This is a genomic window from Desulfosarcina variabilis str. Montpellier, from assembly GCF_048565275.1.
Classification (GTDB): domain Bacteria; phylum Desulfobacterota; class Desulfobacteria; order Desulfobacterales; family Desulfosarcinaceae; genus Desulfosarcina; species Desulfosarcina variabilis.
On record NZ_CP159846.1, the window covers coordinates 3,873,957 to 3,899,961 of the forward strand.

25 protein-coding genes are annotated in these 26,005 nt (G+C 55.0%); 7 read left to right on the forward strand and 18 right to left on the reverse strand.

Features of this window, described 5'->3' with window-relative positions:
- Window positions 1-3 precede the first annotated feature (3 nt).
- The 6 genes from Dvar_RS17425 to Dvar_RS17450 form a co-directional block, all read right to left on the reverse strand.
- Window positions 4-969 carry a thiamine pyrophosphate-dependent dehydrogenase E1 component subunit alpha gene (locus Dvar_RS17425; RefSeq protein ID WP_419662953.1) on the reverse strand — a complete coding sequence of 322 codons (966 nt, stop codon included), beginning with the start codon at window positions 967-969 and terminating at the stop codon, window positions 4-6.
- 28 nt (window positions 970-997) lie between these two features.
- Window positions 998-1,777, reverse strand: coding sequence for an SDR family NAD(P)-dependent oxidoreductase (locus tag Dvar_RS17430; RefSeq protein WP_419662954.1), 780 nt, complete (start codon window positions 1,775-1,777; stop codon window positions 998-1,000).
- A 10-nt stretch (window positions 1,778-1,787) separates the two neighbouring features.
- Entirely contained in the window at window positions 1,788-2,489 is a 702-nt protein-coding gene (locus Dvar_RS17435) for a GntR family transcriptional regulator (RefSeq protein ID WP_419662955.1), read from the reverse strand.
- Window positions 2,490-2,641: 152 nt separating this feature from the next.
- On the reverse strand, window positions 2,642-3,970 hold the full coding sequence (locus Dvar_RS17440) for a TRAP transporter large permease (protein WP_419662956.1): 1,329 nt from the start codon (window positions 3,968-3,970) through the stop codon (window positions 2,642-2,644).
- Window positions 3,967-4,470 (reverse strand): TRAP transporter small permease subunit, encoded by a 504-nt coding sequence (locus Dvar_RS17445; RefSeq protein WP_419662957.1) that lies wholly within the window; start codon window positions 4,468-4,470, stop codon window positions 3,967-3,969. Before Dvar_RS17445 ends, Dvar_RS17440 begins: the two co-directional genes overlap by 4 nt.
- A 260-nt stretch (window positions 4,471-4,730) precedes the next feature.
- Window positions 4,731-5,789 carry a TRAP transporter substrate-binding protein gene (locus Dvar_RS17450; protein ID WP_419662958.1) on the reverse strand — a complete coding sequence of 353 codons (1,059 nt, stop codon included), beginning with the start codon at window positions 5,787-5,789 and terminating at the stop codon, window positions 4,731-4,733.
- 180 nt (window positions 5,790-5,969) lie between these two features.
- Here Dvar_RS17450 and Dvar_RS17455 point away from each other — a divergent pair, with 180 nt between their 5' ends.
- Window positions 5,970-6,449, forward strand: coding sequence for a PPC domain-containing DNA-binding protein (locus Dvar_RS17455; RefSeq protein WP_419662959.1), 480 nt, complete (start codon window positions 5,970-5,972; stop codon window positions 6,447-6,449).
- A gap of 11 nt (window positions 6,450-6,460) precedes the next feature.
- On the opposite strand, the gene Dvar_RS17460 is transcribed toward Dvar_RS17455, so the two are convergent.
- A complete protein-coding gene (locus tag Dvar_RS17460; RefSeq protein WP_419662960.1) occupies window positions 6,461-7,447 on the reverse strand; it encodes a bile acid:sodium symporter in 987 nt (328 codons plus the stop codon).
- A 93-nt stretch (window positions 7,448-7,540) separates the two neighbouring features.
- Here Dvar_RS17460 and Dvar_RS17465 point away from each other — a divergent pair, with 93 nt between their 5' ends.
- Window positions 7,541-8,365: a nitroreductase family protein gene (locus tag Dvar_RS17465; RefSeq protein WP_419662961.1), complete on the forward strand. Its 825-nt coding sequence runs from the start codon at window positions 7,541-7,543 to the stop codon at window positions 8,363-8,365.
- A 646-nt stretch (window positions 8,366-9,011) separates the two neighbouring features.
- Window positions 9,012-9,140 carry a hypothetical protein gene (locus tag Dvar_RS17470; RefSeq protein ID WP_419662962.1) on the forward strand — a complete coding sequence of 43 codons (129 nt, stop codon included), beginning with the start codon at window positions 9,012-9,014 and terminating at the stop codon, window positions 9,138-9,140.
- A 209-nt stretch (window positions 9,141-9,349) separates the two neighbouring features.
- On the opposite strand, the gene Dvar_RS17475 is transcribed toward Dvar_RS17470, so the two are convergent.
- A complete protein-coding gene (locus tag Dvar_RS17475) occupies window positions 9,350-10,333 on the reverse strand; it encodes a hypothetical protein (RefSeq protein WP_419662963.1) in 984 nt (327 codons plus the stop codon).
- Between the two features lie 104 nt (window positions 10,334-10,437).
- On the opposite strand from Dvar_RS17475, the gene Dvar_RS17480 reads away from it, so the two are divergent.
- The 4 genes from Dvar_RS17480 to Dvar_RS17495 all read left to right on the forward strand — a co-directional run bounded on the left by Dvar_RS17480 (window position 10,438) and on the right by Dvar_RS17495 (window position 16,061).
- Window positions 10,438-11,118, forward strand: coding sequence for a hypothetical protein (locus Dvar_RS17480; RefSeq protein WP_419662964.1), 681 nt, complete (start codon window positions 10,438-10,440; stop codon window positions 11,116-11,118).
- 61 nt (window positions 11,119-11,179) lie between these two features.
- A complete protein-coding gene (locus Dvar_RS17485; RefSeq protein ID WP_419662965.1) occupies window positions 11,180-12,283 on the forward strand; it encodes a GGDEF domain-containing protein in 1,104 nt (367 codons plus the stop codon).
- Between the two features lie 234 nt (window positions 12,284-12,517).
- Window positions 12,518-14,728, forward strand: a complete 2,211-nt coding sequence (gene katG, locus Dvar_RS17490) for a catalase/peroxidase HPI (protein ID WP_419662966.1) — start codon at window positions 12,518-12,520, stop codon at window positions 14,726-14,728.
- A gap of 220 nt (window positions 14,729-14,948) precedes the next feature.
- Window positions 14,949-16,061: an AI-2E family transporter gene (locus Dvar_RS17495; RefSeq protein ID WP_419662967.1), complete on the forward strand. Its 1,113-nt coding sequence runs from the start codon at window positions 14,949-14,951 to the stop codon at window positions 16,059-16,061.
- Between the two features lie 89 nt (window positions 16,062-16,150).
- Here Dvar_RS17495 and Dvar_RS17500 read toward each other — a convergent pair whose 3' ends face one another.
- From Dvar_RS17500 to Dvar_RS17545, 10 genes are all read right to left on the reverse strand, one after another.
- Window positions 16,151-17,749 (reverse strand): acyl-CoA carboxylase subunit beta, encoded by a 1,599-nt coding sequence (locus Dvar_RS17500; RefSeq protein ID WP_419662968.1) that lies wholly within the window; start codon window positions 17,747-17,749, stop codon window positions 16,151-16,153.
- Window positions 17,750-17,760: 11 nt separating this feature from the next.
- Window positions 17,761-18,309, reverse strand: coding sequence for a hypothetical protein (locus Dvar_RS17505; RefSeq protein WP_419662969.1), 549 nt, complete (start codon window positions 18,307-18,309; stop codon window positions 17,761-17,763).
- A gap of 191 nt (window positions 18,310-18,500) precedes the next feature.
- Complete coding sequence (locus tag Dvar_RS17510; RefSeq protein WP_419662970.1) at window positions 18,501-19,373, reverse strand: 3-hydroxyacyl-CoA dehydrogenase family protein; 873 nt, start codon at window positions 19,371-19,373, stop codon at window positions 18,501-18,503.
- 54 nt (window positions 19,374-19,427) lie between these two features.
- Complete coding sequence (locus tag Dvar_RS17515; RefSeq protein ID WP_419662971.1) at window positions 19,428-20,636, reverse strand: thiolase family protein; 1,209 nt, start codon at window positions 20,634-20,636, stop codon at window positions 19,428-19,430.
- 334 nt (window positions 20,637-20,970) lie between these two features.
- Window positions 20,971-21,471: a hypothetical protein gene (locus Dvar_RS17520; RefSeq protein ID WP_419662972.1), complete on the reverse strand. Its 501-nt coding sequence runs from the start codon at window positions 21,469-21,471 to the stop codon at window positions 20,971-20,973.
- 63 nt (window positions 21,472-21,534) lie between these two features.
- Window positions 21,535-21,939, reverse strand: coding sequence for a hypothetical protein (locus tag Dvar_RS17525; protein WP_419662973.1), 405 nt, complete (start codon window positions 21,937-21,939; stop codon window positions 21,535-21,537).
- Between the two features lie 36 nt (window positions 21,940-21,975).
- Entirely contained in the window at window positions 21,976-22,293 is a 318-nt protein-coding gene (locus tag Dvar_RS17530; RefSeq protein ID WP_419662974.1) for an acyl-CoA dehydrogenase C-terminal domain-containing protein, read from the reverse strand.
- 3 nt (window positions 22,294-22,296) lie between these two features.
- The gene (locus tag Dvar_RS17535; RefSeq protein WP_419662975.1) at window positions 22,297-22,761 is read right to left on the reverse strand and encodes an acyl-CoA dehydrogenase family protein; all 465 of its coding nucleotides are present in this window, start codon (window positions 22,759-22,761) and stop codon (window positions 22,297-22,299) included.
- A 118-nt stretch (window positions 22,762-22,879) separates the two neighbouring features.
- Complete coding sequence (locus Dvar_RS17540) at window positions 22,880-24,712, reverse strand: aldehyde ferredoxin oxidoreductase family protein (protein ID WP_419662976.1); 1,833 nt, start codon at window positions 24,710-24,712, stop codon at window positions 22,880-22,882.
- Window positions 24,713-24,726: 14 nt separating this feature from the next.
- A complete protein-coding gene (locus Dvar_RS17545; protein WP_419662977.1) occupies window positions 24,727-25,995 on the reverse strand; it encodes an iron-containing alcohol dehydrogenase in 1,269 nt (422 codons plus the stop codon).
- Between the last annotated feature and the right edge of the window lie 10 nt (window positions 25,996-26,005).

Here is a 26,005-nt window from a genome sequence, read left to right on the forward strand (position 1 = left end):
CGTTTACATGTGGCAATACAGGTCTGTCAGTGCATCTTCAGGCTCAGGCAGGGGACTGTTGTTGGCAAAGGCAAGGGCCTCATCCAGTTCGGCGCGTACCGCCGTATGGATCTGGTCTGCCTTTTCATCGGACAGGATCCCTTCACCGGTCAATATTCGGGCAAAGCGCACGATGGGGTCTTTTTCCCGCCAGGTGTCGATTTCCTGCGTTGTGCGGTATTTTTGCTGATCCCCTTCGAAATGGCCTTTCATGCGATAGGTCATGTTTTCCAGGAACGTCGGGCCTTCGCCGTTGCGGGCGCGCTTGACGGCGGCAGTCATGGCATGGCGGACGGCCAGCACATCATTTCCGTCTACCTTTTCACCGGGCATGCCGTAACCGGCGGCCCGGGTGCACAGGTCGCCCACCGAGCAGGCGTATTCCATGGGGGTGGTCGAGGCGTAGCGGTTGTTTTCAACGACGAAAATGACCGGCAGTTTCCAGATGGCGGCCATGTTCATGGCTTCGTGAACCGGTCCGCGGTTGGAGGCCCCGTCGCCAAAAAAGGCCACGGCCACCTGGCTGGTTTTACGCAGTTTGATGGACAGGCCGGCACCGGTGATGATGGGCAGCCCTCCGGCCACCACGCCGTTGGCTCCCAGAAAACCGATGTTGAAGTCGGCAATGTGCATGGATCCGCCCTTGCCCTTGCAGTATCCGTCTTTTTTACCGTAAAGCTCTGCCGTCATGCGCTTGAGGTCGGCGCCCTTGGCAATCATATGGCCGTGGCCGCGGTGCGTCGTGACCACGTAATCGTCGGTTTCAAGGCATGAGCAGACCCCGACGCTACTGGCCTCCTGGCCAATGGACAAATGAATGAAACCGGGAATCTCTCCGGCGGCAAAGTGTTCACCCGCCATGGTTTCGAACTGACGGACGGTGACCATTTTGCGATATAATGTCAGCAATGTTTGTGTATCTTCTTGCATGCGTTCTCCTATTCTCTGGATGGGCACTTTATAGCATCAGCGAGCCGCCGTTACTGTCGATACACGCCCCGGTGATATTGACTGCCGCATCGGTAAGCAGAAAGCCGATCACCGCGGCCTGTTCCTCGGGCGTGGCCCACTGTCTTCTGGGCATTGCGGCCTCCACGGCCTTGATCTCCTCGGGGGGTGCCGTGCTGGCCGTCATGGGCGTCAGGGTGGCGCCGGGACAAAAGGCGTTGACGCGTACGCCCTGGGGGCCCAATTCGCGGGCCATGTGCCTGGAAAGACCGATCATGCCGTGTTTGGAAACCGTGTAATGGGCACCGCCCAGAATGCTCGATGAGCGACCGGCCAGGGATGCAACATTGATGATCACCCCTGTGCCGCGCTGGATCATCTCGGTTGCCACGGCTTTGCAGAAAAGAAACGGCCCACGCAGATTGATATGCATGACCTGATCCCATTCCTCAATGGTCATATCGGTGAAGGCTGTGCGGCGCAAAATGCCCGCACAATTGACCAGGAAGTGGATATCTCCGAACCGGGCGATGGTGTCTGCCACCACCTGATCAATGCTTGCTTTATCTGCGGCATTGGCGTCCATGATCAGGGTTGGGGTGCCGCTTTGCTGGTCGATGGCGCGCTGGGTGTGTTCAAGTCCCTTACCATCCAGGTCCACTAAACAGAGGCCGGCGCCCATACTGGCCAGTTGCAGGGCAGTGGCCCGGCCGATGCCGCTGGCGGCACCGGTGACAATACCGATGCGCTCTTTCAGTGAATAAGTAAAGGGCCGGGGGGCGTGATCCATTGTAATGCTCCTATTTTTTGGGCTGCCACCGTTTGAGGTCAAACGTAATGGCATTGTGAATGATGTCATCCTGGTTGTGCAGACGGGAGATCAGCTCACGGGTCGTGCGCTGCATATGTTTGCGCATGGCTGCAACGGCCTGCCGGGGGTTTTTCTGCTCCAGCGCCTTGAAGATGTCCTTGTGGTGCTGGTGGGCAAGGGTCAGGGCATCGGACGTGATGATGTTCAGGTGCTGAATGGCCCAGATCCGTTCCAGGATTCCCCGGCCGATCTCCTCCAGGGCGATATTGCCGCTGGCCTCTAATATCTTCATGTGAAAATTCTGTTCCAGCTTCAGACAGCGGGAGATTTCTCCCTTGCGGATCCATATGGCGGTTTTTTCCAGGCTCTCGGCAATTTGTCGGCACTTTTCCGGGGTGATGCGTTTGGCGGCCTGTTTGGTGGCCAACAGTTCGATGGCCGTGCGCACCTCGAACAGGTCTTCGATTTCATCGATTTCAATCGATTTGACAGCGAACCCTTTCATTGGCGAGCGCACCACCAAGTACTCTTGTTCCAGCCGACTGAGTGCCTCGCGCACCGGTGTGCGGCTGATGCCGAGCGCCTGGGCCAGATCCTGAATGGACAGATGGGTGCCGGGTTTCAAGTCGAAGCCGATGATCCATTCTTTGATCTGCCCGTAGGCTTTGTCAGTCAACGATACTTTGGGCATTCTCGTTTTGTCCTTGTAGGCATTGAAGGCAAAAGGAAAAGGTTATCGCCGGTGAACGAATGGTTTGGATCGCCGGCCAATGCGGCATAAACCGTTTGGGGGTGGCGGAGGCCAAAAAGAGGTTTATGCCGCATTGGGGCGATAACCATGCATCAGCCGGCACCCAGCGTTGTCCGGGGCAGCCAGAGAATGATTTCGGGGAAAACGATGCACAAAAAAACCGCCACGGCCTGGAGCAGAACAAAGGGAATGACGCCCCTGTAAATGTCCATGGTCCTGACTTCCGGCGGTGACGCGCCTTTGACGAAAAAAATGGCATAGGCAAAAGGCGGCGTGAGAAACGACATCTGCAGATTGAGGCAGATCAGCAGCCCAAACCAGAGCGGATTGAAGCCCAGACTGGCTGCGACGGGAAGAAAGATGGGGACCACAACATAGAGCAGCCCCTGCCATGAGATAAAGAATCCCAGGATGAACAGCACAAACATCATTACAAAGAGCACGAACCATTTGCCCAGCGGCAGCCCCATGAGCAGGCTTTTGATCAATGCCCCGCCGCCAAGATAAAGAAAAACCGAGTTGAACACCGATGCGCCAATGATAATGAAAAACACCATGCCAGTAACGATCAGGGTTGTGTAGGCGGCCTCTTTGAGATTGGAATAACTGAGCTTGCGATAGGCGGCGGCGATGAGCATGGCGGCAAACGCGCCCACGCCCGACGCCTCGGTGGGCGACGCCACGCCGGCGATAATCGATCCCAGTACGGCCAGGATCAGAATCAGCGATGGGACCATCTGTTTGGCCGCCCGGAGCCACAGTTGGGCGCCTTTGACCGAGCGTTCTTCTTCTCGAATGGCCGGCGCCATGGCCGGCTTGAGCCAGGAACCCAGGCCGATGTAGAGAAGATAGAGCACCGACAGTAAAATCCCTGGAAAAAGAGCAGCGGCAAAAAGCTGGGCCACGGACAGATTGGCCATGGGACCATACATGACCAGCATGACACTGGGCGGGATGAGAATGCCCAGTGATCCGCCGGCACACACCACGCCGGTGGCCAGCCCTTTGTCATAGTTGCGCTTGAGCATGGACGGAACGGCCAAAAGGGTCATGGTCGTGACCGTGGCGGCAATCACGCCCGTGCAGGAGGCAAAGATGGTGCAGGTAATGACCGTCGCAAAGGCCAGCCCGCCGCGCACCGGTCCGAACAACTCATACAGACTCTGGTAGACGCCTTCGGCCACCTCACTTTTTTCAAGGATCGTCCCCATGAAAACAAACAGCGGGACGGCGATAAGGATTTCACTTTCCATGGTGCCGAAGATCTTCAGCATGGACATGGTAAAGATGACCGGCCCCTGGAAGATTAATCCAAAGGCAAGGGCCAGAAAAAACAGGGCAAAGGCCAGGTGAATCCCTCCGATCACCATCAACAACAGCAACCCCATCATGATCACGGCGGCGATCTGGTCCGGACTCATTTCGGTTTTCCTTTCTTCAGTTCATTGATATTTCTTAAGATCTCGGCCACGCACTGCAGTGCTAAAAGAAAAAAACCGATGGGAATCAGACTTTTGCTGGGCCCTGCGGGAAAGAACCAGTTGGTTGTGGACAGTTTTTCTCCCGAGGTCCACGCATCGGCGGCAAAGGCGATCCCGGCCCAGGTGAGCAGAACGGCCGGTGGTAGAATAACGATAAGGGTGTTGATGATGTCGTAGATCTGCTTGGCCCGCTCGGACAGACCGCCGTAGACGATATCGATGCGGATATGCCCGCCCCGCAGGAGGGTGAAGGCGCCGCCTAAAAGAAATTGCGCCGAAAATAGCATCCACAACACGTCATATCCCCATACCGTGGGAGAGTTGAGCACATGACGCATGAATACCTCGATCATCACCACCACCATCAGCGGGATGACCAGCCAGGCGGCAAGCGCACCGGTCCATTCACTGATGGTATCGATCAGTTTAACGATTTTCATACAAACCTCGATGGAAACACTTTTGTTTTGCGGTTACCCATAGCGCGTCAGTGATCATCCGATTCAAAATGGTCCAAAGATGCGGAAAATAAGTGTTAAGTGTTAAGTGAAAAGTGTTAAGAGAAGGAATTCTACCGATTTGGATATCAGATAGATCCAATCCACCACTTAACACTTGAAAAGTAACACGATCTTAAAAAAGTCTTTTGAATCGATTCCGTTTGCCAACTTCACTGTTGTAGAGATAACCGTTCTATATTTTAGTCGAACTTGGTCAGATCGTTATAGGGCTTATACTTCTCAATAAATGCCTTCTGGGATTCCCACACCTTTTTGAAGAACGGATCTTTCTGGGCTTTTTCGTCGATGATCTGCAGGCTCAGCTGACGGGCCCGTTCCTGGTCCTCGGCAGACAGCTTGGTGGTGATGACACCCGATTGCTCGATTTTTTGGTTGAATTCAATGGAGCTCTGCCAGAAATCCGCATAGCCTTGGAATGTCGCTGCCATGGCGGCTTTTTCCACGATGGCCTTCAAATCCTCGGGCAGCGCTTCCCATGATTTGGTTTTGATAAGCAGCTGGAAAATGTTGTTGGACATATGGATCGGGGGCCCGAAGCGATACTTGCAGACTTCATGCAGGCCCATGGTGTAATCGTAGGAGGGATCAAGAAATTCGGTGGCGTCGATCATGCCGCGTTGCAGGGCCGGCAGCACTTCACCGCCGGTCAGCAGAACCACTGAGGCACCCAGTTTTTCCCACAGGTCCATGGACAGGCCGGCAGCACGGATTTTCAGGCCTTTGATATCATCCAGGGTTTTGATCGGTCGCTTGGACCAGATTTCTTCGGGTGGGGTCAGCCCCAAGGGGAATACAATCAGCTCGTTGCCGTACATTTCCTGTTCGAGCTCTTTGCCGCCGCCACCGTAGAGCCACAGAATCAGGTCGTTGAAGGCCAGGATTCCTGCGGGCAGGGTATAGAAGAGGTCACCAGCGGGATATTTGCCTTTCTGCCAGGCCGGGGTGTTGAGGCCGAAATCAAGCAGGCCGTCTTTGACCGCGTCGTAGATCTTGTTCGGGGGAACGATTTCGCCGGCATCATGAAGCGTGATCTGCATCCGCCCGCCAGTCATTTTTTCAACTAAGTCTTTCCATAGCACAATGGTATGTTTTCCCAGCGGAGAACTAACGCCGAAGCAGGACTGACCTTTCCAGCGAATTTTCTTTTCCCCTGCGGTTGCCGGACCGACCACCAGCATGAATGAAACGGCCAGTGCGATAGCCATGATGAAGATGGTTGATACGCGTTTGTGCTTCATCTGTTTCTCTCCTCCTTGTCCTCGTTAATAGATGATTGAACGTGCCTCACACTTAAGCGAGCGGCTGGATCGTGTCAATTAAAAAATACCAAAAAATATTTTATCTTGTATATTATATGAATCCATGGTTCTTACGGGATCGGGATGACCATCAGGCAACCAGATCCGCAAGGAGGAATTATGGAATCCATCAGAATCCAGGCGGTCATGTCCGAGGCGGGAAAACGGATTGTCGGCCGATTGCTTCCCGGAACCGATCTGATCACCGGCATCGAAGCCATGTGTCAACAACACCAAGTGACCAGTGCGACGATCGTATCGGTTATCGGCAGTTTAACCCAGGCGCAGCTGGTGTATGCCGTGCCTGATGAAACCGGCAAAATCGGCATCCGCTATCATGACCCGCTGACCGTTGGCGGGCCACTCGAAATTTTAGCCTGTCAGGGGATTATCGGACAATCCGAGCAAGGGGCGCTGAGTGTACATCTTCACGGGCTGATCAGTGATCCGAGTATGCGGGTGGTCGGCGGCCATTTCCTGAACGGGGGCAATCCGGTGCTGGCAACGGCGGAAATTCTCATCCAGCAGTGCAGTGACGTGCGCATGATTCGCGAGCAGGATGATGAAACCGGTTTTCCGCTTTTCAAGTTCTATGAATAGGGTTTGTCGCTTTACTTTCGCAGGCGTTCGACCAGATAGCCGTCCATCATCAGATGCACAACATGATGCAGAACACACACCAACAGGGCGATGCCGTATTGGGGAAACAGTGACATCTGCAAAATAACCGACAAGGGGAGCGTTTTTTGACACCCCATGAACAAAACGCTTTCCCACTGTCCGTGCTGCCGACCGGAAAGGCATATCAATCCCCACCCGCATAAAAGCAACAGGCCGTGATAGGCAAAGACCATGATTACAATCAAGGCCACGGTCAGGCCACTGCCGACCAGCAGCGCATGGGTTTGAGACATGGCGATCCAGACGATAAACAGGATCAGGCATTGGTTGAAAAGGGTGAGTTTGCGTTCAATGCGATGGTACAGGGATGCAAAAAAATGCTTGAGCAGCATGCCGACTGCCAGCGGCGAGACAACCAGGATGCCGATCTTGATCATGATGGCGGCTTTGTCGATGGATACGATGGCTGACTGACCGATCATGGCCAACAGTAACGACAGGACAACGGGGATGGTAAACACGGAAAGGACGTTGGCCACGATGGTGATTACCAGTGCGTGGGCCGGACGCCCGCCGGCGGCCGCCGTCATGACGACCCCGCTGCTGAGCGTGGACGGCATCACGGCCACCATAAACAGGCCGATAACGATACCGGTCCCCATGGGAAAAAGACTGAACAAAACAGCGATCAACGGGGCCGCGATAAAGATGACGACTAATGCCAGCAGTATGCCGCTCACATCCATCAGCCCCTTTTTAAGCTGCTCCGGACTCAAGGCCAGCCCGGAGAAAAAGAAAATCAAGACAACGACCAGATCAGGCCCCCGGTGCAGTTTGAGCCATTTTCCCCCAGCGGCCAGAATGCCCGATCCATCGACGACGGTGATCAGGCAGATGGAAAAAAGGGCAGTTAAAAACCAGTAACGGTTGATCAACGAGAGTATGACAGATAATGATGGACGCATGTTTTTTTTCATTTTGATGTTCGTCTGAATAAAAAAAGCCCTTATAACCGGATCTAACGAATCGTGCAATGGTGGGGATGGAAAATTTACCTGAAGGAGGGAAGCATGGATGTACTGCGGGTTGATAAAGAAAAGTGCAAGCAGGACGGCCTTTGTGCGGCGGATTGTCCGTCCGGGGTGATCTATTTTAAACCGGGACATTATCCGGAACTCAAACGTGGCGGGCTCGACATCTGCCTGCGCTGCGGGCATTGTGTGGCGGTCTGCCCCCATGGCGCCATGGATCATGCCGAAGTCGCGCTGGCTGACTGTCCGCCCATTGATCCGGCACTGGCGCTCTCACGGGAACAGACCGAACAGTTTTTGCGCTCACGGCGCTCGGTGAGGCGCTTCAAGTCCCGTGCCGTGGAAAAGGCGGATCTTGAGCAGCTGATCGAGATCGCACGTTACGCCCCCACAGCGGCAAACGCCCAAATGCTGCAATGGCTGGTGATCAGCGACCAGAATCGGTTGAAAGAAATTTCCGCCCGGGTGATCGAATGGATGCGTGAACTCGTGCAGACTTCCGGGGTAGGGCTAATGCCGTATATGCCCAATTTGATCAAAGCCTGGGACAAAGGTTTTGATTCAATTCTGCGCTCAGCGCCCTGTCTGGTGCTGGCCATGGCGCCGGCCACATCGAGCAACGGCATGGTGGACCTGACGTTGGCCCTGTCTTACCTTGAACTGGCCGCCCCGCAGTTTGGCCTGGGAACTTGCTGGGCCGGCCTGCTGCAGAGCGCGCTTTTATCCGTGCCAGCGTTGAGACAGGACCTGGGGATCCCGGCTGATTATTGCTATCACTATCCTTTAATGATTGGCTATTCGGCTGCCCGCTATTATCGGTTGCCCAAAAGAAAGCCCCCCCAAATTACATGGTGGGCACCTTGATCGGTGTTTAAAAAAAGGTAAGCGTTCACGGGGTTGAAATGATCAATTGATTGTAAACCACTGGCCTGTAAGCGTTTACAGGGTGCCACAGATGCGCGGCGCCGGGTACGCCGACGTATTAGGCATACTTCAAGTACCCGGGAACAAAGCAGATGCGGTGCCCTGTGAACGCTTACAAAAAAAAGAGAGGCCGGTGGGGCAAACACCGGCCAAAACAAAAGATCAACAAACAACGCCGACAAATTAGCACATGGATGGTGAAATAGCAACGGCATGATACCGTGCCGCCAGGGCAACCGCATTTATAATAATCCATGCTGGCTCACATGATAATAAAAATAGGCTAAAAATTCGTATGACTATAAAGCTTTTAAATGATTGAAAATATTCGGTCGATCGGGTCGTAGGGGCAGGCCCCTGTGCCTGCCCTGGTTTTGAAGTCGGGCCATCCTCTTGTTGTGTGGATCGGCTAACAAAAGCAAGGGGAGGGTTAAAGGGCAACCACTGGGGGTTGCCCCTACGGTGGCCGTGATAGCCACAATGCCGTTAATGGGCTTCAACCAGGTATCACCATGTCATCAAAGAAAAAACAGGGTTAAACGATGAAAAAATCTAAAATGCCAAAATCCAATCGCCGGTGCCTGTGATGGGACGAGATCTGGTGCTCATTGCGGTCTGTATGGCAGGCATCCTCGGCGGTGTCTGCGTGCCGGACATGGCTGCGGTTTTTTCTCCCTATGTTCTTCAATGCATGATGGTAATTCTCTTTTTCTAACGTGTTGATCGTGGTTTTCGCGGCTCGTTTTTTTGGCCCTACCGAACCGCTGATGGCTGCTGCGTATCTGCTGCCACTCAACGTCATGCTGCTGCCCATTCGATTTGTGGTCGGGCGCGAGACAAAATACCGCCACCGTTAAAAAAAGAACCGGGCTGACCAAAAAGCCAGCCCAGTGAGGATTGAGGAGCGAGGAGAAAAGAAAAATGTCAGGTTTCCTGGCGGATAGCAATATCACTGTGGTATATGACTGCATGCAGTGCTTCAGCGGTAATAAAAAGCCCGGCAGCCGCCCTTGAAAAACAAGCCGCCTCGCGCTGAGCAAAAAAAGGGGTGTCCTGGGGCAAGGGCAGGGGAATCACCGTTGGTGTCGGGATGGATTGCCAGGAGTCAGCGGTTGTTCGATCGAACAGATAAGCGTGCTTGTAGGTCAGTATCACCATTTTCAACCCGTCCGGCGACAGGTCCATGGCTGTGGGCTGGCTGCGGAATTGACCGTAGGGATAAAAAAGGTCGTCGGATGTGGGCGCTGGAATTCGATCCATTGCCGCTACGGGACGTGCCACAACAGGTTCAGCCGGGTTTTCCGGCTTCAGTGGCAGACTGAACAATAATGGGGGCGTGTCCCGTTTGGTCAGAACCAGGATTTGGCCGTTTGTCGGATCCACGCCCACTGCTTCGGCATCGTGGTTGCGGTCAGGGTATCTGAAAGTGACGGTCCAGGCCACATTTGCGTCGGCTGCCGAGCTGACGGTCGTCCTGGAAAATACCGGCTCTTCAACGATATATAATCGGTAAAGACCATAACGTTGGCGATTGTCGCCCACATCGGCCACCAGAATCATGGCCCGATCCTGCCATTTGAATGTGGCCAGGTCCTCCCAGTCCCGGTTGACGGCACCGGCAATTCTGACTTGTCCCCGGTCACTGCCATCGATGCCCATGGCATACAAATATGGCCCGTCACCGCTATCGTTGATGGCCCACAACAGATCATCGCGAATCATCGACATATCGATCCCCGAGCATTCCACAAGCCGATCCGATGCAATGGTACCGGTTTTTCTGAAATTACCGGCCTGGCGGCCGGGTGAATCCACGGCTGGCGGATCGCTTTGTGGAAGGGACTGGCAATGGATGAATGAAACGGTGAACATTATGATCAGACAGCTGAGTACCGTTATTCTACGCATGGTCGATCTCCAAAAAGGTATGCATCCCGGGTTATTTCGATCTATACTTAGCCGATATCGGGGAAATTAGCCATTTATGGATGGGCACTATTTAGCCGTATCAAATGAAACCCACCCAGCCCATGACTCAGGATCGCATTATCCTTCAGATCGAACAAGGTTTATTGGACATATCCCATCTGCCAATCAGCGAAAAAGCCAATCAACGGCTTCTGCCTGTGCGTATACCGATTAGAAAAGGAATGCTGGGGTGGCGCTTATTGCTGATCCGCAGGGAAGATCAGAAACAATTCGCCAAGGTGCGATCCATAAAAGATCTCAGGAAATTCAAAGCCGGATTTGGTTCGCAATGGGGTGATCTCAACATTCTCAAAGCCAATGTTGGCAATGTCACTACGAGCTTGGATTATGAGCTTTTGTTCTGTATGCTGATCGCCAAACGCTTTGATTACCTGCACCGTGGCCTTCATGAACCCTGGGACGAAGTTGCAATCAGGAAAAAACAATACCCCAATCTGCACATTGAAGAGACACTGGTGCTTCATTATCCCATCGGTGACTATTTCTATGTGGGCAAGCACAGCCCAGCGTTGGCGAAAAGAATAGAATCGGGTTTAAAAGCCCTTATTGAAGATGGTAGCTTTGATCGCTTTTTCAACAAAGAATATAGAAAGGTGATTGAAAAGGCAAAAATACTGTCAAGGCGACGAATAGAACTCCAAAACCCGTTTTTGCCTTTGGATACGCCACTGGACATAAAAGCATATTGGATAAATTTTAAATAGTTGCCTAAACGTTCCGATGGTTATAACCTTGGGGGAATATAACGCGCATGATGAGGTGATCGTGTTACTCCGGCTGCTTCCAAAATATGACCTGAAACAACGCATACGGGCGAAACGCGCACTCCAGGCCATGGCCGGAGCGGGGATACAATCGCTGGTATCGATACTTTTGTTTTTTGCCGGGGCATTCAGGCTTGAACTGCAAGGCTTTGCTCTGTTGATGCTCTTTTTATGGCTGAGCCACATATCGCTCTATCTGGCCATTCGCCTTGGGTTCAACAAGCGCTTTGCGGATCCAAGCATGACCCGCGAGATGGTAATCTGGGCCGTTGTGGTACTTCTGATCAATGTCTTCTTTATGGACCGGTTTCGTCCGTTGATAATGATGTTTTTCCCCATTGTGCTCATTTATGGCGCCTTCTGGATGACCACCCGGCAATACCTGGCTACGGCGGCCTTGATGGTATTCGGGTATGTTGCCGTGATGGCCGGCATCTATTCCATTAGATCCCAGATATTGGTCCTTGGTGATGAATTGGTTGTCGGTAGTGTTTTCATATTGGTGATCATTGCCTTTTCCTTTGTCAGCAATGAAATCAGTTTGTCTCGCAAAAAACTGCGCCAACGTAACGCGGAACTGGCCACAGTGATGGGAAAAATAGAGCATATGGCCATTACCGACGAATTGACCGGGTTGATCAACCGGCGGCACATGATATATATGCTGGAGCGTCAGAAATCACTGGTTGATCGTGGGGGGACCGGGTTTTGTATTTGTTTTTTCGATATCGACCATTTCAAAACCATTAATGACGCCTTGGGCCACCATGTCGGCGATATCGTCCTCCAACGGTTTGCATCGGCAATAAAAAAAGAACTACGCGCTTCGGATCTTTTCGCCCGCTTTGGCGGTGAGGAATTTGTGTTCATGGCCTTTGGCGTGGACCTGAACGGGGCGAAAATTGCCGCAAATCGGCTTCGCAAAACAGTTGAGCAAATAGACTTCAAAGACATTTCCCCCGGCTTGAACGTCACCATATCCGGTGGTGTGGCGAAATACCGAAGTAAAGAAAAAGTCGAAACGATCCTTTCTCGTGCCGACCGGGCACTTTATCTCGCTAAAAACAGCGGCAGAAATTGCATCAAGATGGAAAACGATGGTTAAGGATCGGGGATGAAATAAAATTCCCGATCCCAAGGGCGCAGGAAAGAAAAGAATACCCCACCATTGACGGATGAGTGAAAGACAACTTTTTAGTTGACAATTTCAAGACAAAAGCTATTTTTGATTTATTAATAATCATTATCCTTAAGTATGGTTTCTTTACAAAAGGGCACCGAAGCACAGTGTTCATGGCCTTACGGTGCGTAACATCAGCCAACAAAAGGAGAGAATGTCATGAATGAAGAAAGCAAGTGCCCGGTAACGGGCCGGAAAAGTAAACCCATTGCCGGTGGTGGTACCTCGAATAAGGACTGGTGGCCGAACCAGTTGAACCTCAAATTGCTTCACCAGCACTCCAATCTGAGCAACCCCATGGGCGAGGCATTTAACTACGCAGAGGAATTCAAAAAACTGGATCTCAAGGCGGTGAAAAAGGATCTTTATGCATTGATGACTGACTCCCAGGAGTGGTGGCCGGCCGATTACGGTCATTATGGGCCGCTTTTCATCCGTATGGCATGGCACAGCGCCGGTACCTACCGCATGGGCGATGGCCGCGGAGGCGCGGGGTCAGGCTCCCAGCGCCTTGCGCCCCTGAACAGCTGGCCCGATAACGTAAATCTTGACAAGGCGCGCCGTTTGCTTTGGCCGATTAAGAAAAAATACGGCAGGAAAATATCCTGGGCCGATTTGATGATCCTGGCCGGCAACTGTGCCATCGAGTCGATGGGATTGCCGACTTTCGGTTTTGCCGGTGGGCGCGAGGATGTCTGGGAACCGGAGGATGACGTTTACTGGGGATCGGAAGAGGAGTGGTTGGCAACCAGCGACAAGCCCAAGAGTCGGTACAGTGGCGACCGCGATCTGGAAAATCCCCTGGCGGCCGTACAGATGGGACTCATCTATGTGAACCCGGAAGGCCCCGACGGCAATCCGGATCCTGTGGCTTCCGGCCGTGATGTCCGCGAGACCTTCGCACGCATGGCCATGAACGACGAAGAGACCGTGGCCCTCGTTGCCGGTGGGCATACCTTCGGCAAGTGTCATGGCGCCGGTGATGCGGCACTCGTCGGACCGGAACCCGAAGCTGCTCCCATCGAGGAAATGGGGCTTGGCTGGAAAAGCAGCTTTGGCAGCGGCAAAGGCGGGGATACGATCGGCAGCGGCATCGAGGGCGCCTGGAAACCGAACCCCACCAAATGGGACATGGGCTATCTGAAGGTGCTGTTCAAATACGAGTGGGAACTGGTCAAGAGCCCGGCCGGCGCCAATCAGTGGCTGGCCAAAGACGTGGAAGAAGAAGACATGATCATCGACGCCCACGACCCGTCGAAAAAACATCGGCCGATGATGACCACGGCGGACCTGTCGCTGCGCTATGACAAAATTTACGAGCCGATTGCAAGGCGCTACCAGGAGAATCCCGAGGAATTTGCGGACGCATTTGCCAGGGCCTGGTTCAAGCTGACCCACCGTGACATGGGCCCCCGCTCGCGGTATCTTGGCCCGGAAGTGCCGGCAGAGGAGCTGATCTGGCAGGATCCCATGCCCGCTGTCGATCACCCGCTGATTGACGAAAAGGACATCGCCGATATCAAGAGCAAGATCCTCGCCTCCGGCCTGTCGATTCCGGATCTGGCTTCGACCGCCTGGGCGTCGGCGTCAACCTTCCGCGGTTCAGACAAGCGCGGCGGAGCTAACGGAGCGCGCATTCGTCTTGCCCCGCAAAAGGATTGGAAGGTCAACCAACCGGAACGACTGAAGACGGTGCTGCAGACCCTTGAGAACATCCAGAAGGAATTCAATGGCGCGCAGTCCGGAGGCAAAAAGGTGTCTCTGGCGGACCTGATCGTATTAGGCGGATGTGCGGGGGTTGAGCAGGCGGCAAAGAACGCCGGCATTGATGTGACCGTTCCTTTCACACCGGGTCGCACGGATGCATCGGAGGCGCAAACCGACGCGGTCTCCTTTTCCGTACTCGAGCCGAAGGCGGACGGCTTCCGCAACTATCTTAAAGCCAAATACAGCGTGTCGGCAGAGGAGATGCTGGTGGATCGGGCGCAACTGCTGACCCTGACGGCTCCCGAGATGACCGTTCTGATGGGCGGCATGCGCGTGCTTAATGTCAACTATGGACAGTCTCCGCATGGTGTTTTCACCAAACAGCCGGAGGCGCTGACCAATGACTTCTTCGTCAATTTGCTCGACATGAACACCGTCTGGCAGGCCAGCTCACAAGACGAAGACGTTTTTGAGGGACGCGATCGCGCAAGCGGTGAAATCAAGTGGACCGGCACCCGTGTCGACCTTGTCTTCGGTTCGAATTCACAGCTCAGAGCCATTTCCGAGGTCTATGGATGTGAGGATTCAAAAGAAAAATTCGTCAACGACTTTATTGCGGCGTGGGACAAGGTCATGAACCTTGATCGTTTTGACCTTGCTTGATCTATAAATAAGCATCCTGCATAATAATCAGGGCGGCATTTTCATCGGATCGGGAACGCCGCCCTAATTATTTTCCATCCAACGAATTCCCGCCTCCTGAACGGAACGTTTTCGCATTCGTTTGTGCTATCTTTTAATTTAGCGTAGAATCGAATCGGTAAAGCGCACCGAGCACCCATTTTAACCAAACCAACTTTTTTGCCAATTCAGTGAGGCCGTCATGCGTGATGACAGAGTGAACAAATTTGTGGTCGTGTTACTGGTCGTGTTCATTTCGTCTGTTTTTCTTTCAATGATCCGATCGTTTTTAATGGCTATTTTTCTGGCTGGGATTTTCGCCGCCCTGACCCGACCGATATACCAGCGGCTAAGCGTTTGGTTTGGCGGGCGGCGTTCTCTGGCGTCGGTGGTGACGCTGGTGCTGATCATCCTTATCGTCCTGGTGCCGCTGGCCATCCTTACCGGCGTTGTGACCGGGCAGGCCTTTAAAGTCAGCCAATCGGTCATGCCCTGGGTCAAGGCCCAGATCGAGCAGCCCAATGTGCTGTCCGATTATCTGGCATCGATTCCTTATTATGACAAGATCGCCCCGCACAGCGAATTGATCATCCGCAAGGCCGGAGAAGCGGTGGGCCGCGTCAGCCAGTTCATTATCAACAATCTTTCCTCTGCCGCCCTGGGCGCGGCAAATTTTATCTTCATTCTTTTCACCTGGCTTTACACCATGTACTTTTTTCTCATGGATGGAGAAAAACTACTGGAGAAAATCCTGTATTACCTGCCGCTGGAAGACCATGACGAGCAGCAGATGCTGGACCGTTTCACCTCGGTGACCCGGGCCACCCTGAAGGGTAGCGCCGTGATCGGCATCCTTCAGGGCGGACTGGCCGGCCTGGCTTTCTGGGCTGTGGATATTCCCAGTTCGGCATTCTGGGGCACGATCATGGTCGTTTTGTCCATTATTCCCAGCGTGGGCACGGCCGTGGTCTGGGTGCCGGCCGCCATTATATTGGGGCTCACCGGCGCCGTGGCCAAGGCTGTGGTACTGGCGATTTTCTGCGCCCTGGTGGTGGGCAGTCTGGACAACCTGCTGCGGCCGATCCTGGTGGGCAAGGACACCCAGATGCACGAGTTGATGATTTTCTTCGGCACCTTAGGGGGCATCTTCATGTTCGGCATCGTGGGCGTGATCATCGGTCCCATCATCGCCGCGCTGTTCGTTACCGTATGGGAAATTTACGGACAGGCGTTTGCCGATATCCTGCCCGATACGGGGTATGTGCTGCGCAAAAAGCAGGAGGCGGAGAATGGAGCGGATGACGGGAACGATTAGGGTTGTCGCCCGTTCACGCCCGTTGGCGGCCTATGCATCTGAAAAAATCACGGGGATGAGCATTTTTAAGGCGCTGGTTGGGGCGTGTGTCACCAACTGTCGATATACGGCAAAACCGTTTTTTCACCCATTGGCGGGGGCAGGGACGTTAAACCGCGTATTATCCACTTGCGCGTATCGGCCGGATCAATAACCGAATCGATTTCCATGTAAGCAGCCATGTTGAGCGCTTTGCCATTGGCGTAGCGTCTGGCAACCATGTCACTAAAGAACTGCTCTCGCATGGCGGTGTCCTGAATTGCCGCCAGTTCTTTTTTAAACGCGGCTTTGACCGCGCCTTCCACGCCCATCCCACCAAATTCTCCTGTCGGCCAGGCGGTGGTGAAAAAAGACTCATGGAACCCGCCGCGGGCCATTGCCATGGCGCCCAGCCCGTAGCCCCGACGCAGCACGATGCTGAAAAAAGGCACCTTCAGATGAGAACCGGCGAGGAACATCCTGCAGACATGGCGGACCTGGGCGCGCTTTTCGACGTCAGGCCCGACCATGAACCCGGGCGTGTCGATCAGGGAAAGCATCGGCAGCGCGTGGGCATTGCAAAGCTGCATGAACCGGGCTGCCTTGTCGGCATCATCCGGCTCGATGGTTCCAGCCATATGCTGGCAGTTATTGGCCATCAGTCCAAATGGGACCCCTTCGATTCTCACCAGCCCGGTAATCATTGCCCGACCGAATCCACTTCTCAGCTCGAGAAAAGAATGCTTGTCCACCAATGTCTGGATGATGGCGCTATCGTCATAGGTGCGACGCCGGTTTTCCGGGATCAACTTGCGCAGCAAGGTTTGATCGGCCGCGTTCCAGGTTGGCGTGACGCCCTGGAAATAGGAGAGATACTGTTTGGCAGCAGCGACCGCTTCCGCTTCGTCATCCACCCTGATGTCCACCACGCCGTTTCCATGCTGGACCTCGATGGGCCCAACGTCCTCGGGGGCACAGGTGCCAAGACCTCCCCCCTCGATCATTACCGGTCCGCCCATGCCGATATTGGCATTTCCGGTGGCGATGATAACATCGCAACACCCTAAAAGCGCGGCATTGCCTGCAAAACAATAGCCGGAGACAATGCCGATCAAGGGCACTTTCCCGCTCAATCCGGCAAACCAGGCGAACGTCGGCAGATCCAGCCCGGCGATCCTTACACCCTCGGCGTCGGTATCTCCGGGCCGTCCCCCGCCGCCCTCGGTGAAAAGGATCAAGGGCAGCCGCAGTGTGTCCGCAAGGCCGAGAAGGCGATCCATTTTTTTGTGATTGAAATAGCCCTGGGTGCCGGCCAGCACGGTATAATCATAGGCCATGACCATGCACCGCGCCTCCTGGTCACCGAAAAGAGGCGCGTTTACCGTTCCAATGCCCGTGATCAGGCCGTCTGCCGGTGTTCGGGCAACAAGCTCGTCTACCGCTTTCCTGCCTCGCTGGGCGGCGAGGGTGAGTGCGCCATATTCTATAAAACTGTCTTTGTCCAGCAGGTCGTCAAGATATTCTCGAGCGGTCCGCTGACCCTTGAGACGGCGGCGCTGAATCGCTCTTGGGCGCTGATCATCCATTCCCGCGGACAGCCGCTGCAACAATTCCAATAATTCATCACGAGGGGGCGGGGTTTGCTTTTTGCGGGGTGTTGATGATTCCAATGCATACCCTCCTATTTATGGATGGGCACTGGTTCCGTTTCCTGCCCGGCCGATGAGCCATGGGCTTTGGGCGTGAAACAGACGGCCATTAATCGAGTGATGCCCATGATGCCGCCGATGACCCCGAGCCCGCCCACCAGTTCGATGCCCATCCACATCCAGGGATTGGGGGCCGGATCTTGAACTTTGGCGGCCAGCGCGGCCACGAGAAAAAACATGAAGGCATAGTTATTGAAAAGTACGGGAACGGTCTCACCTAAAGCAACGATAAGGTAGACGAACAGGCAGACATAGACGAGCTTGGCGGGCAGGATGCCAAGGACGGGGGCGGCAACCTTCAGAAATATGCCGATCAGCACCAGGTTGAGGATGCCGAACAGCCCGCCGATGAGAATGTGTGGTGCCCGGTTTGGATTCATGTGGGATTCGAAGAAGAAAATCATCACCATGAATGCCGGCCAGGTGGCCAGGTGCAGGTGATGCAGAGCCAGGTCGATAATAACAATCAACACCATCAGGAATATGCCGAATATCAGCCTTGTTTTACTCACCGTTGCCATTGAATTCTCCTCGGATTTCGATTGTTGCCGGCTATTAATCTTGATCAATCCGGCTCAACAACCACCTGGAGCAATATAAAAATGGTTGTTGAACCGGACCGTGCGATGCGATTGGTCCGCACCGCATATGGATCTGTCAATGATTCACAGGACAGATGACCGATCGTCCTGCCCCCTGATGGATAGAAACATTATCTTTTGGCGTAGTCGTACCACCCTTTACCGCTCTTTTGACCAAACTCGCTTTTGAAATAACGCTCGACGGTCTGTGGTGAAGGATAGTCACCGGTATTGCCTGTTCGTTTAAACCGTTCCATGGCCATGGTGTAGGACAAGTCGATGCCGGTGAGATCTTCCAGACGGAAGGGGCCCATGGGATGACCGGCGCCGTACACACAGGCCTTGTCGATGTCCTCATAGGAAGCGACGCCCATTTCGAGCATCCATTTGGCCTCCTTGTTGATGACGCGGAAGATGCGGTTGAGCAGAAATCCGTCGACTTCCTTGCGCACATGCACGGGCACCTTTTCCAGCCGCTTGCAAAGCGCCAGAGAGATCTGCGCCGTCTCGTCGGCGACGTGGGCACCCTGGACGACTTCCACCAGTTTCATGACCAGCGCCGGATTGAAAAAGTGCAGGTTGACCACCTTTTCCGGGCGGCCGGTGACATCGGCGATGCGGGAGCTGACAATGGCGGAGCTGTTGGTGGCCAGAATGGCATGTGCCGGCGCGAACCGGTCAAGGTCGGCAAACAGCTTGCGTTTGATCTCAAGCACTTCCACGGCCGCTTCGATCACATAGTCCGCTTCCTGGACTGCATCTTCCAGATCCCCGGTAAACCGGATACGCTGCCGGGCGCTTTCTGCCTCGGCCTCGGTCATCTTGCCTTTTTTCACCCGGCCGGGAAGGTATCCGTTAACGAATGCCTCGGCTTTTTCCAGGATAGCCCCACTGATATCCGTGCAGGTGGTGTGATACCCCTTGATGGCGCACAGGGTGGTAATCTGGTGTCCCATGTTGCCGGCACCGACCACGCAAATATTTTTTATGTCGTCAACGTTCATCTATTTTTCTCCATCTTTTTAATAATGAGTAATTTGCCTGCTATCGTTGGCCCATCAGCACTGCAGGTTCTCGATCACGGAGGCCACCCCCAGCCCGCCGCCACAGCAGGAGCTGAAGAACCCGTAGCGTCCGCCGCGTCTGATCAGCTCACGCATGGCAAACATGCAGATGCGGGCGCCGGAAGCACCGTTGGGATGGCCGAAAGCGATCGCGCCGCCCATGGGATTCCATTTGTCCATGTCAATTCGTTCACCGGTCTGGTTCTCCATTTCCCTGATGACGGCCAGGTTCTGTACGGCAAAGGCTTCGTTGCACTCCATCACGTCCATATCGCTGATCGCAAGATCCGCCAGTTGCAGGGCTTTGAGAGTGGCGTAGGCGGGGCCGATGCCCATGATTTTGGGATCCACACCGCAGTCGGCGCCGCTGAGCCAGCGGGCCATGGGGGCATATCCCAGTTCCTCGGCCCGCTCGCGGGTCATCATCAACACAAAAGCTGCGCCATCATTTCTCCCGGATGCATTCCCGGCGGTTACCGTGCCGCCTTCTTTAAAGACCGGTCTGAGTCTGGCCAAATCTTCCAGGATGGTTTCCGGCCTGATGTGTTCATCCTTGTCAAAGACAATTTCAGGGGTTTTGCGCGTGGCCGGGATGACCACGGGAATGATTTCACCTTCGAATCGTCCGTCTTCCCAGGCCCTGGCGGCGCGCATCTGGCTGGTATAGGCAAACTCGTCCGACGCTTCGCGGGGAATGTCGTACATCTCCTGCAGATTCTCCGCGGTCACGCCCATGACCAGCTGTTCATCCTGATGCGGGGAGAGGGTCATTTTGATGGGGGCCGGCGGAACCAGTCGATAGGGCGGGTTGGACATGGAGAAACGGGCCGGAATCTGGCTGTAGGACTCCATTCCGCCGGCGATGATGATGTCCGCCGCACCGGCCTTTATTTTCCAGGCCGCGTGGTTGATGGAGTCGATGGCAGACCCGCATTGCATCTCGACGTAGGAGGCGCTGGTCTCATACCCCAGACCGGCTTTCAGGGTGGCCCAGCGGGCCGGGTTCATGGCCATGGAGCAGTGGGCCGCACTGCCCAGAAATACAGCGTCAACCTTGGTTTTTTCTGTTATTTGGGTTTTGTCTACGAGCCCGCGAATACCGATGGCGGCAAGCCGGGAGGCCCCGATGTCGCGGACCGTGCCGCCCATGCGACCGAACGCTGTTCTCACCCCATCCACAAATACTACGTCTCTGTCTGCCATTGGAACTCCTTTTGATAATTCGATGAATATGGTCAATGATATCTCCTCGGGGATTCGGGAGATGGTTGCGGGTTGCTGCCAATGGCGTATCGCAATATGCCTGCCAATTTTACCGGCAACGAAAGGATGGTGTAACTAATCAGTAATTCACGGGATTCTATGTCTTCTCATCTTTATTGGATGGTTGAGGTTTCTTCATCAGAAGAGAGTGTTTGTATATGCACCGCTACTGCAACGCATCAAGGTGTGGTATAATTATATGAAAAAATTCATTATTTATGTATGTTGAAGAAGATCTTCTACATGTTTAGAATCGTATGCACGGAAAGCTCGCCTAATCGCTGATAAAAAAACGACGCGGATCGAACAATCGCAAGCGGGTCAATTCGTCCTGGCTGGGGAGGCCCAGACGCTTTAGGTCCGGAGCGACGTCAAGGTCCCAGCCGACTTTTTTCCGGATGGCTGCCAGACAATCGGATTCGCCGGCATGGTCAGAGGCAGGCAGGTAATGCGTCAGCGTGAATGTTGGCTTCCCATCCGTTTTCTCGAACACGCCGACATCGGTAATCAGGGTGCTCACATTGTCTCCCGGAAAAGTGACATAGGGCACTTGGGGCAGTAATCGATCCTTTCCGGCACTCGTGACCACAATGGACTCCCGGCTGGTCGCCGCCACATCATTGGCCCCGCCGGATCCCACCAGGTAGGTGACACCGGGAATTTTGGTCGAATTGACGTTTCCCCGGACATCGATCTGACCGGCCCCGAGAATGCCCAGGCAACGACTCCCAGGGCCGCCGACCATGCGCCCCAGGATGGTTTCGATGTTGCTCAATAACGTACTTGAATGATTGTTTCTGAAAATCATAATCCGGAAAATTGGCGTTTTCGTAGTCGGTCAGTCCGTGCTGGGTGACGCCGTAGGGATGCAGTCCGAAAGGGGCCTCGCATACGGCCAACACAGATCTTGCGGGGATGCGCACCATGTGCGCGTTCCGGCGGACATAGTCGCTGGAAACAATCTTCTCGGTGCTGATAATGACGCCTTTTTGACCAGGCCGCCATGGATCATGGCGTGAAGCTGAAGGGTGACCCCGGTGGTGATGATCGTGGAATCCGGTTGCTGCCCCCAGAAGTGCCTGATCAATGGATTGAGCAGGGCGGCCCCGCAGGGCACATACAATTTCATCCGGGGCGTAATGTGCCGGGCGATGGCTTCCTGTGGCGTACAGCGCTTGTCTTCCCCATCGGTTGCCGGGATAACGAAGGTTTTTTTGATGAACGTTGCCAGCGGGTCTTGCATGGTCAGGCTCCTGTTCTGATTTTTTCCGGATATGTATCAATCGTTGAAAAGGGCCGGATCCATGTCTATAAGTAGATGATCCGTATCGAGCAGGCGGGTAACCATCGCTTTGGTCTTGGGCAGCTCATAGCGAAAGAAGTAGCGTCCCGTGACCAGTTTGCCTTCATAAAAACGGACATTGGCTTTGGAAGGTGCAGCCGAGAGACCACGGATCGCGGCCGTCATCTGGCGCAGCCACTGCCATGCAATGGTCACCAGCGAGAAGTATTCGAGGTAAAGGGTGGCGTCGGCCAGAAACGCGGTGGTTCCATCTGACTCGGCCCGGGATTTGAGACTGCCGGTGACCTGTTCCAACTCCTAGATGCTGCGTTTCAAGGTGTCGGCAAAAGGAGCCGTGCGCTCGTCTTTTTGCGCATCTGCAATCGCATCTCTTACCGTCTGGAGAAACAACTCGAAGGCCAGGCCATTTTTCATCCGCACTTTGCGGCCCAGTATGTCCATGCCCTGAATGCCGGTGGTGCCCTCATGGATGGGGTGGATGCGGGTGTCCCGAAAGTACTGCTCCACCGGAAAGTCATCGCAGTATCCGTATCCGCCCAGGCACTGGATCGCCAGGCTGGTGGAGATGACACTGGTTTCCGAAGGGTAGGATTTGGCCACCGGGGTAAGCAGATCCAGCAGGAGGGATACCCGCTGCTGCGCCTCTCCAGTCAGTACTTTTTCAAGATCCGCGTATTGACAGCACTGCATGAGCAGACAGTGGGCGCCTTCCACGTAAAGCAGAAATTGCAGGTTGCGTTTACTGACGAATTTAGTTGCCATGATCGTGATTCCTCTACTCGTAGGCGCAGGTATCCGGTCAGCGCCGGTTCGCTGCTTTGGGTTGGATTGACGAAACGTTTTATTGGTTTGGGTAAATGGTGACCGGTGAGCAAACAGCTTAAGGATACAAGTCGGATTCCACCTGGTCCAGGCCCAACGATTGCAGCTTGGCCCGGGTCGGCCGGCCGGTTTGCCAATCCCACTGGCGATGGGCATAGTAGTCCTTGAGCATCAATTCCATGTCCGGCGCTTTACCGGCACTGGTGCCTTCACCAAGCGTCGTGACGGCGATTTCCGGAAGTTGGTCGTGCTCGCGGGCCAGGCCCAGCCGGTTGCTGATGGCGCGTTTGAGATTCACCGAGCGGTCTCCGGCTTCCAGCAATGTCTCCGGCGTCATGTTCCATCCGGTGATGGCGTTCAGAATGCCGCACAACTGGGTGACGCCAAGATGGGCGAACTTGCACAGGGTCAGGGCGTCAAAAAGATCCGCCAGGCTCTGGAGTCTGGCCGCCGGTGCGCCTTTACCGGCCGAGGAAAGACGGTTTTTGGGAACCAGGTCGTATTCTTTGACCTTGTTGCCGAGCTCGATATTGAAGTACTCCCCTTTAAGATGGCAGGCACCGCGCGGGTTGGTGGCATAGGTAACGGCCTGGCCGTGAAATGCCCGGGCATCGTGCATGGGGATCTCGAGCCCTTTGACCTGCGCGGCTTCCTCGGGATCACGGCCCAGCGCCCGGGCCATGGCCAGAGTGCCGTCTCCCAGCAGCTTGCCGATGCCATCGCCGGTGGCGATCATCTCCACCAGACGGACGATGGCCTGTTTGTCTCCCCAGGGCACTTTGAATCCGATCTCTTTTTCGTCAACCACGCCTTTTTCAAAAAGATACATGAGATAGGCGATGGTAACGCCCGTGGAGATCGTATCCATGCCGTACACGTTACACAGGTGATTGGCCTCGATAATCGTTTTGAGATCGAAATTCATGCACAGGGGGCCGAATGCGGCGGTGGTCTCGTATTCGGGGCCATCGACACGATCGAGTGTCTCACTGACGCCTCTGACCTCACGGCCGCACCCCACCGGGCACCCCTGGCAGGCGTAATTTTCCACCGTGAACTGCTGGCGCAGGGCCTGGCCGCTGATCTTCTCGGCCGGAAATACGCTTTTGGAAAAATATTTGGCCGGCAGGTCTCCCAGGGCCATGGCCATATCGGCGTAAAAGAGGGTGCCGTACTCCTTCAGGGCCACGGATGCCAGATTCCCTTTAATGGTACTCATGGCGCTTTTGGCCATGCGGTTCAGACCGGATCGATCGAAAACTGCAGGCTTGCGGCTGCCTGAAACGGCAACGGCCTTGAGGTTCTTGGCCCCCATAACGGCTCCCAGGCCGCAGCGTCCGGCGGCCCGGCCATGATCGTTCATGATGGCGGCGAAGCGAAGTCGACGCTCACCGGCCGGTCCGATGCATGCTGCGGCGAACCCGTCGGCATCCAGGCTTTCTTTGAGTGCCGCCTGGGTCTGGTAGGTGTCCATGCCCCACAAGTCGGACGCGTCGCGCAGCTCGGTATGATTCTTGTCGATCACCAGCACCGCGGGTTTGCTGGCCCTGCCGGTGATAAAGATGCCGTCATAGCCGGCACCCTTGAGGCGAAAGGGAAATTTGCCGCCGCTGGTGGCCTCGCCCCAGAATCCGGTCAACGGTGAGATCGCGCATACGGCGTAGCGGCTGACCATCGGTACCTGCGTGCCCGTCAGCGGGCCGGTGGCAAATACCAGCGGGTTTTCGGGGGCCAGCGGGTCCAGGCCGGGTTTCACGTGATCATAGATCAGTGCGGCCGCCAATGTCGCGCCGCCGATAAACTTCCGGGTCAGCGCTTCGCTGATAGGCATATCCGTCATGCGGTCATTGTCAAGATCGACCTTTAAAAACCGTCCGTGGTAACCGTGCATCGTTGTCAACTCCATTAAAAGTCAATGTCCTTGCCGGCATGCGCAAAGCGGAAGATCTGCGCACACTCTTCTTCCGTTATCGGGCGCGGACTGAAGAGGGTGTCGATATCTTCCATGGTATATTGGACCAGCGTCTCCATCCGCGATTCCAACTCCTGGCGGTCGACTCCCATATCGGCCAGATTGCAGGGTGCATCCAGCTGCCTGAACAGCGCTCTCACTTTGTCCACCAGGCCCGCCAGCCGGGCTGCCGGGTCGGGGCCGTCGATGCCCAGAATCCTGCAGATTTCCAGGTGTTTGTCGGTAACCTTCTGGTAGTATTGGAATACGTAGGGAATGAAAACGCCCACGGCCAATCCGTGATGGATGTTGAAGATGGATCCCAACGTATGGCCGAAACTGTGGGTCAATGCGGCGCCGCTCTGACCGAAAGCCGTGCCGGCCAGACTGGACGCCAGCAGCATACGGTGACGGGCTTCGCGGTCGTTGCCATTGCGGTAGGCCCGCGGCAGATAGGTGAAAATCATCTCGATGGCACGCAGCGCCAGGGAGTCGGTGATCTCGTTGGCCGCCGGTGTGGCCACCGCATCCATGGCATGGGAGAGGGCGTCCAGCCCTGTGCCGGCCGTCAGCCGGGGCGGCATGGAGGCGGTGAATTCGGGGCAGAGGACCGCAAAATCAGGCATCAATTCGGGGTTGGAAACGGGAATTTTGCGGTGGGCCGCCGTGTCGTGAACCACACTAACGGCCGTGCATTCCGATCCGGTGCCACTGGTGGTGGGGACGGCCACGAGAAGGGCCCTTCTTCTCAACCCCAATGGGGTGAGCGGATTGACGCTGCCCAGATCGGTGATATCCGGCCGGGCGTACAGAATCCAGGCCGCCTTGGCACAATCAATCACCGATCCGCCGCCGATGGCAATGATCACATCCGGGCCGAATTCCCTCATGGCGCCGGCGCCGGTGTCGACGTTGGCCATGGGGACTTCCGGTTGGGTCTCGGACCAGACCGTGCTCTCGAAGCCGGCTGCCTCAAGGGTGGCCGTGACCTTGCGGGCCACCGTGCGTCCGAAGTCGTCGGTAACCACAAAGGCGCGTTTTTTCCTGCACAGCGGAGCAAAATGGTGGACGGCGGAGATGCTTTTCGATTTTCCCTGGGGGAACACGTTGGCCCCCATGATCAGTCGGGGCATGCTGAACGTTGTCGTCAAACCCCGGATCGCGGCTGAATTGCCCATGGGCAGCAGCAGCTTGATCATCGGGTGGGTAAACCAGTATCCCATGGTTGCTTCC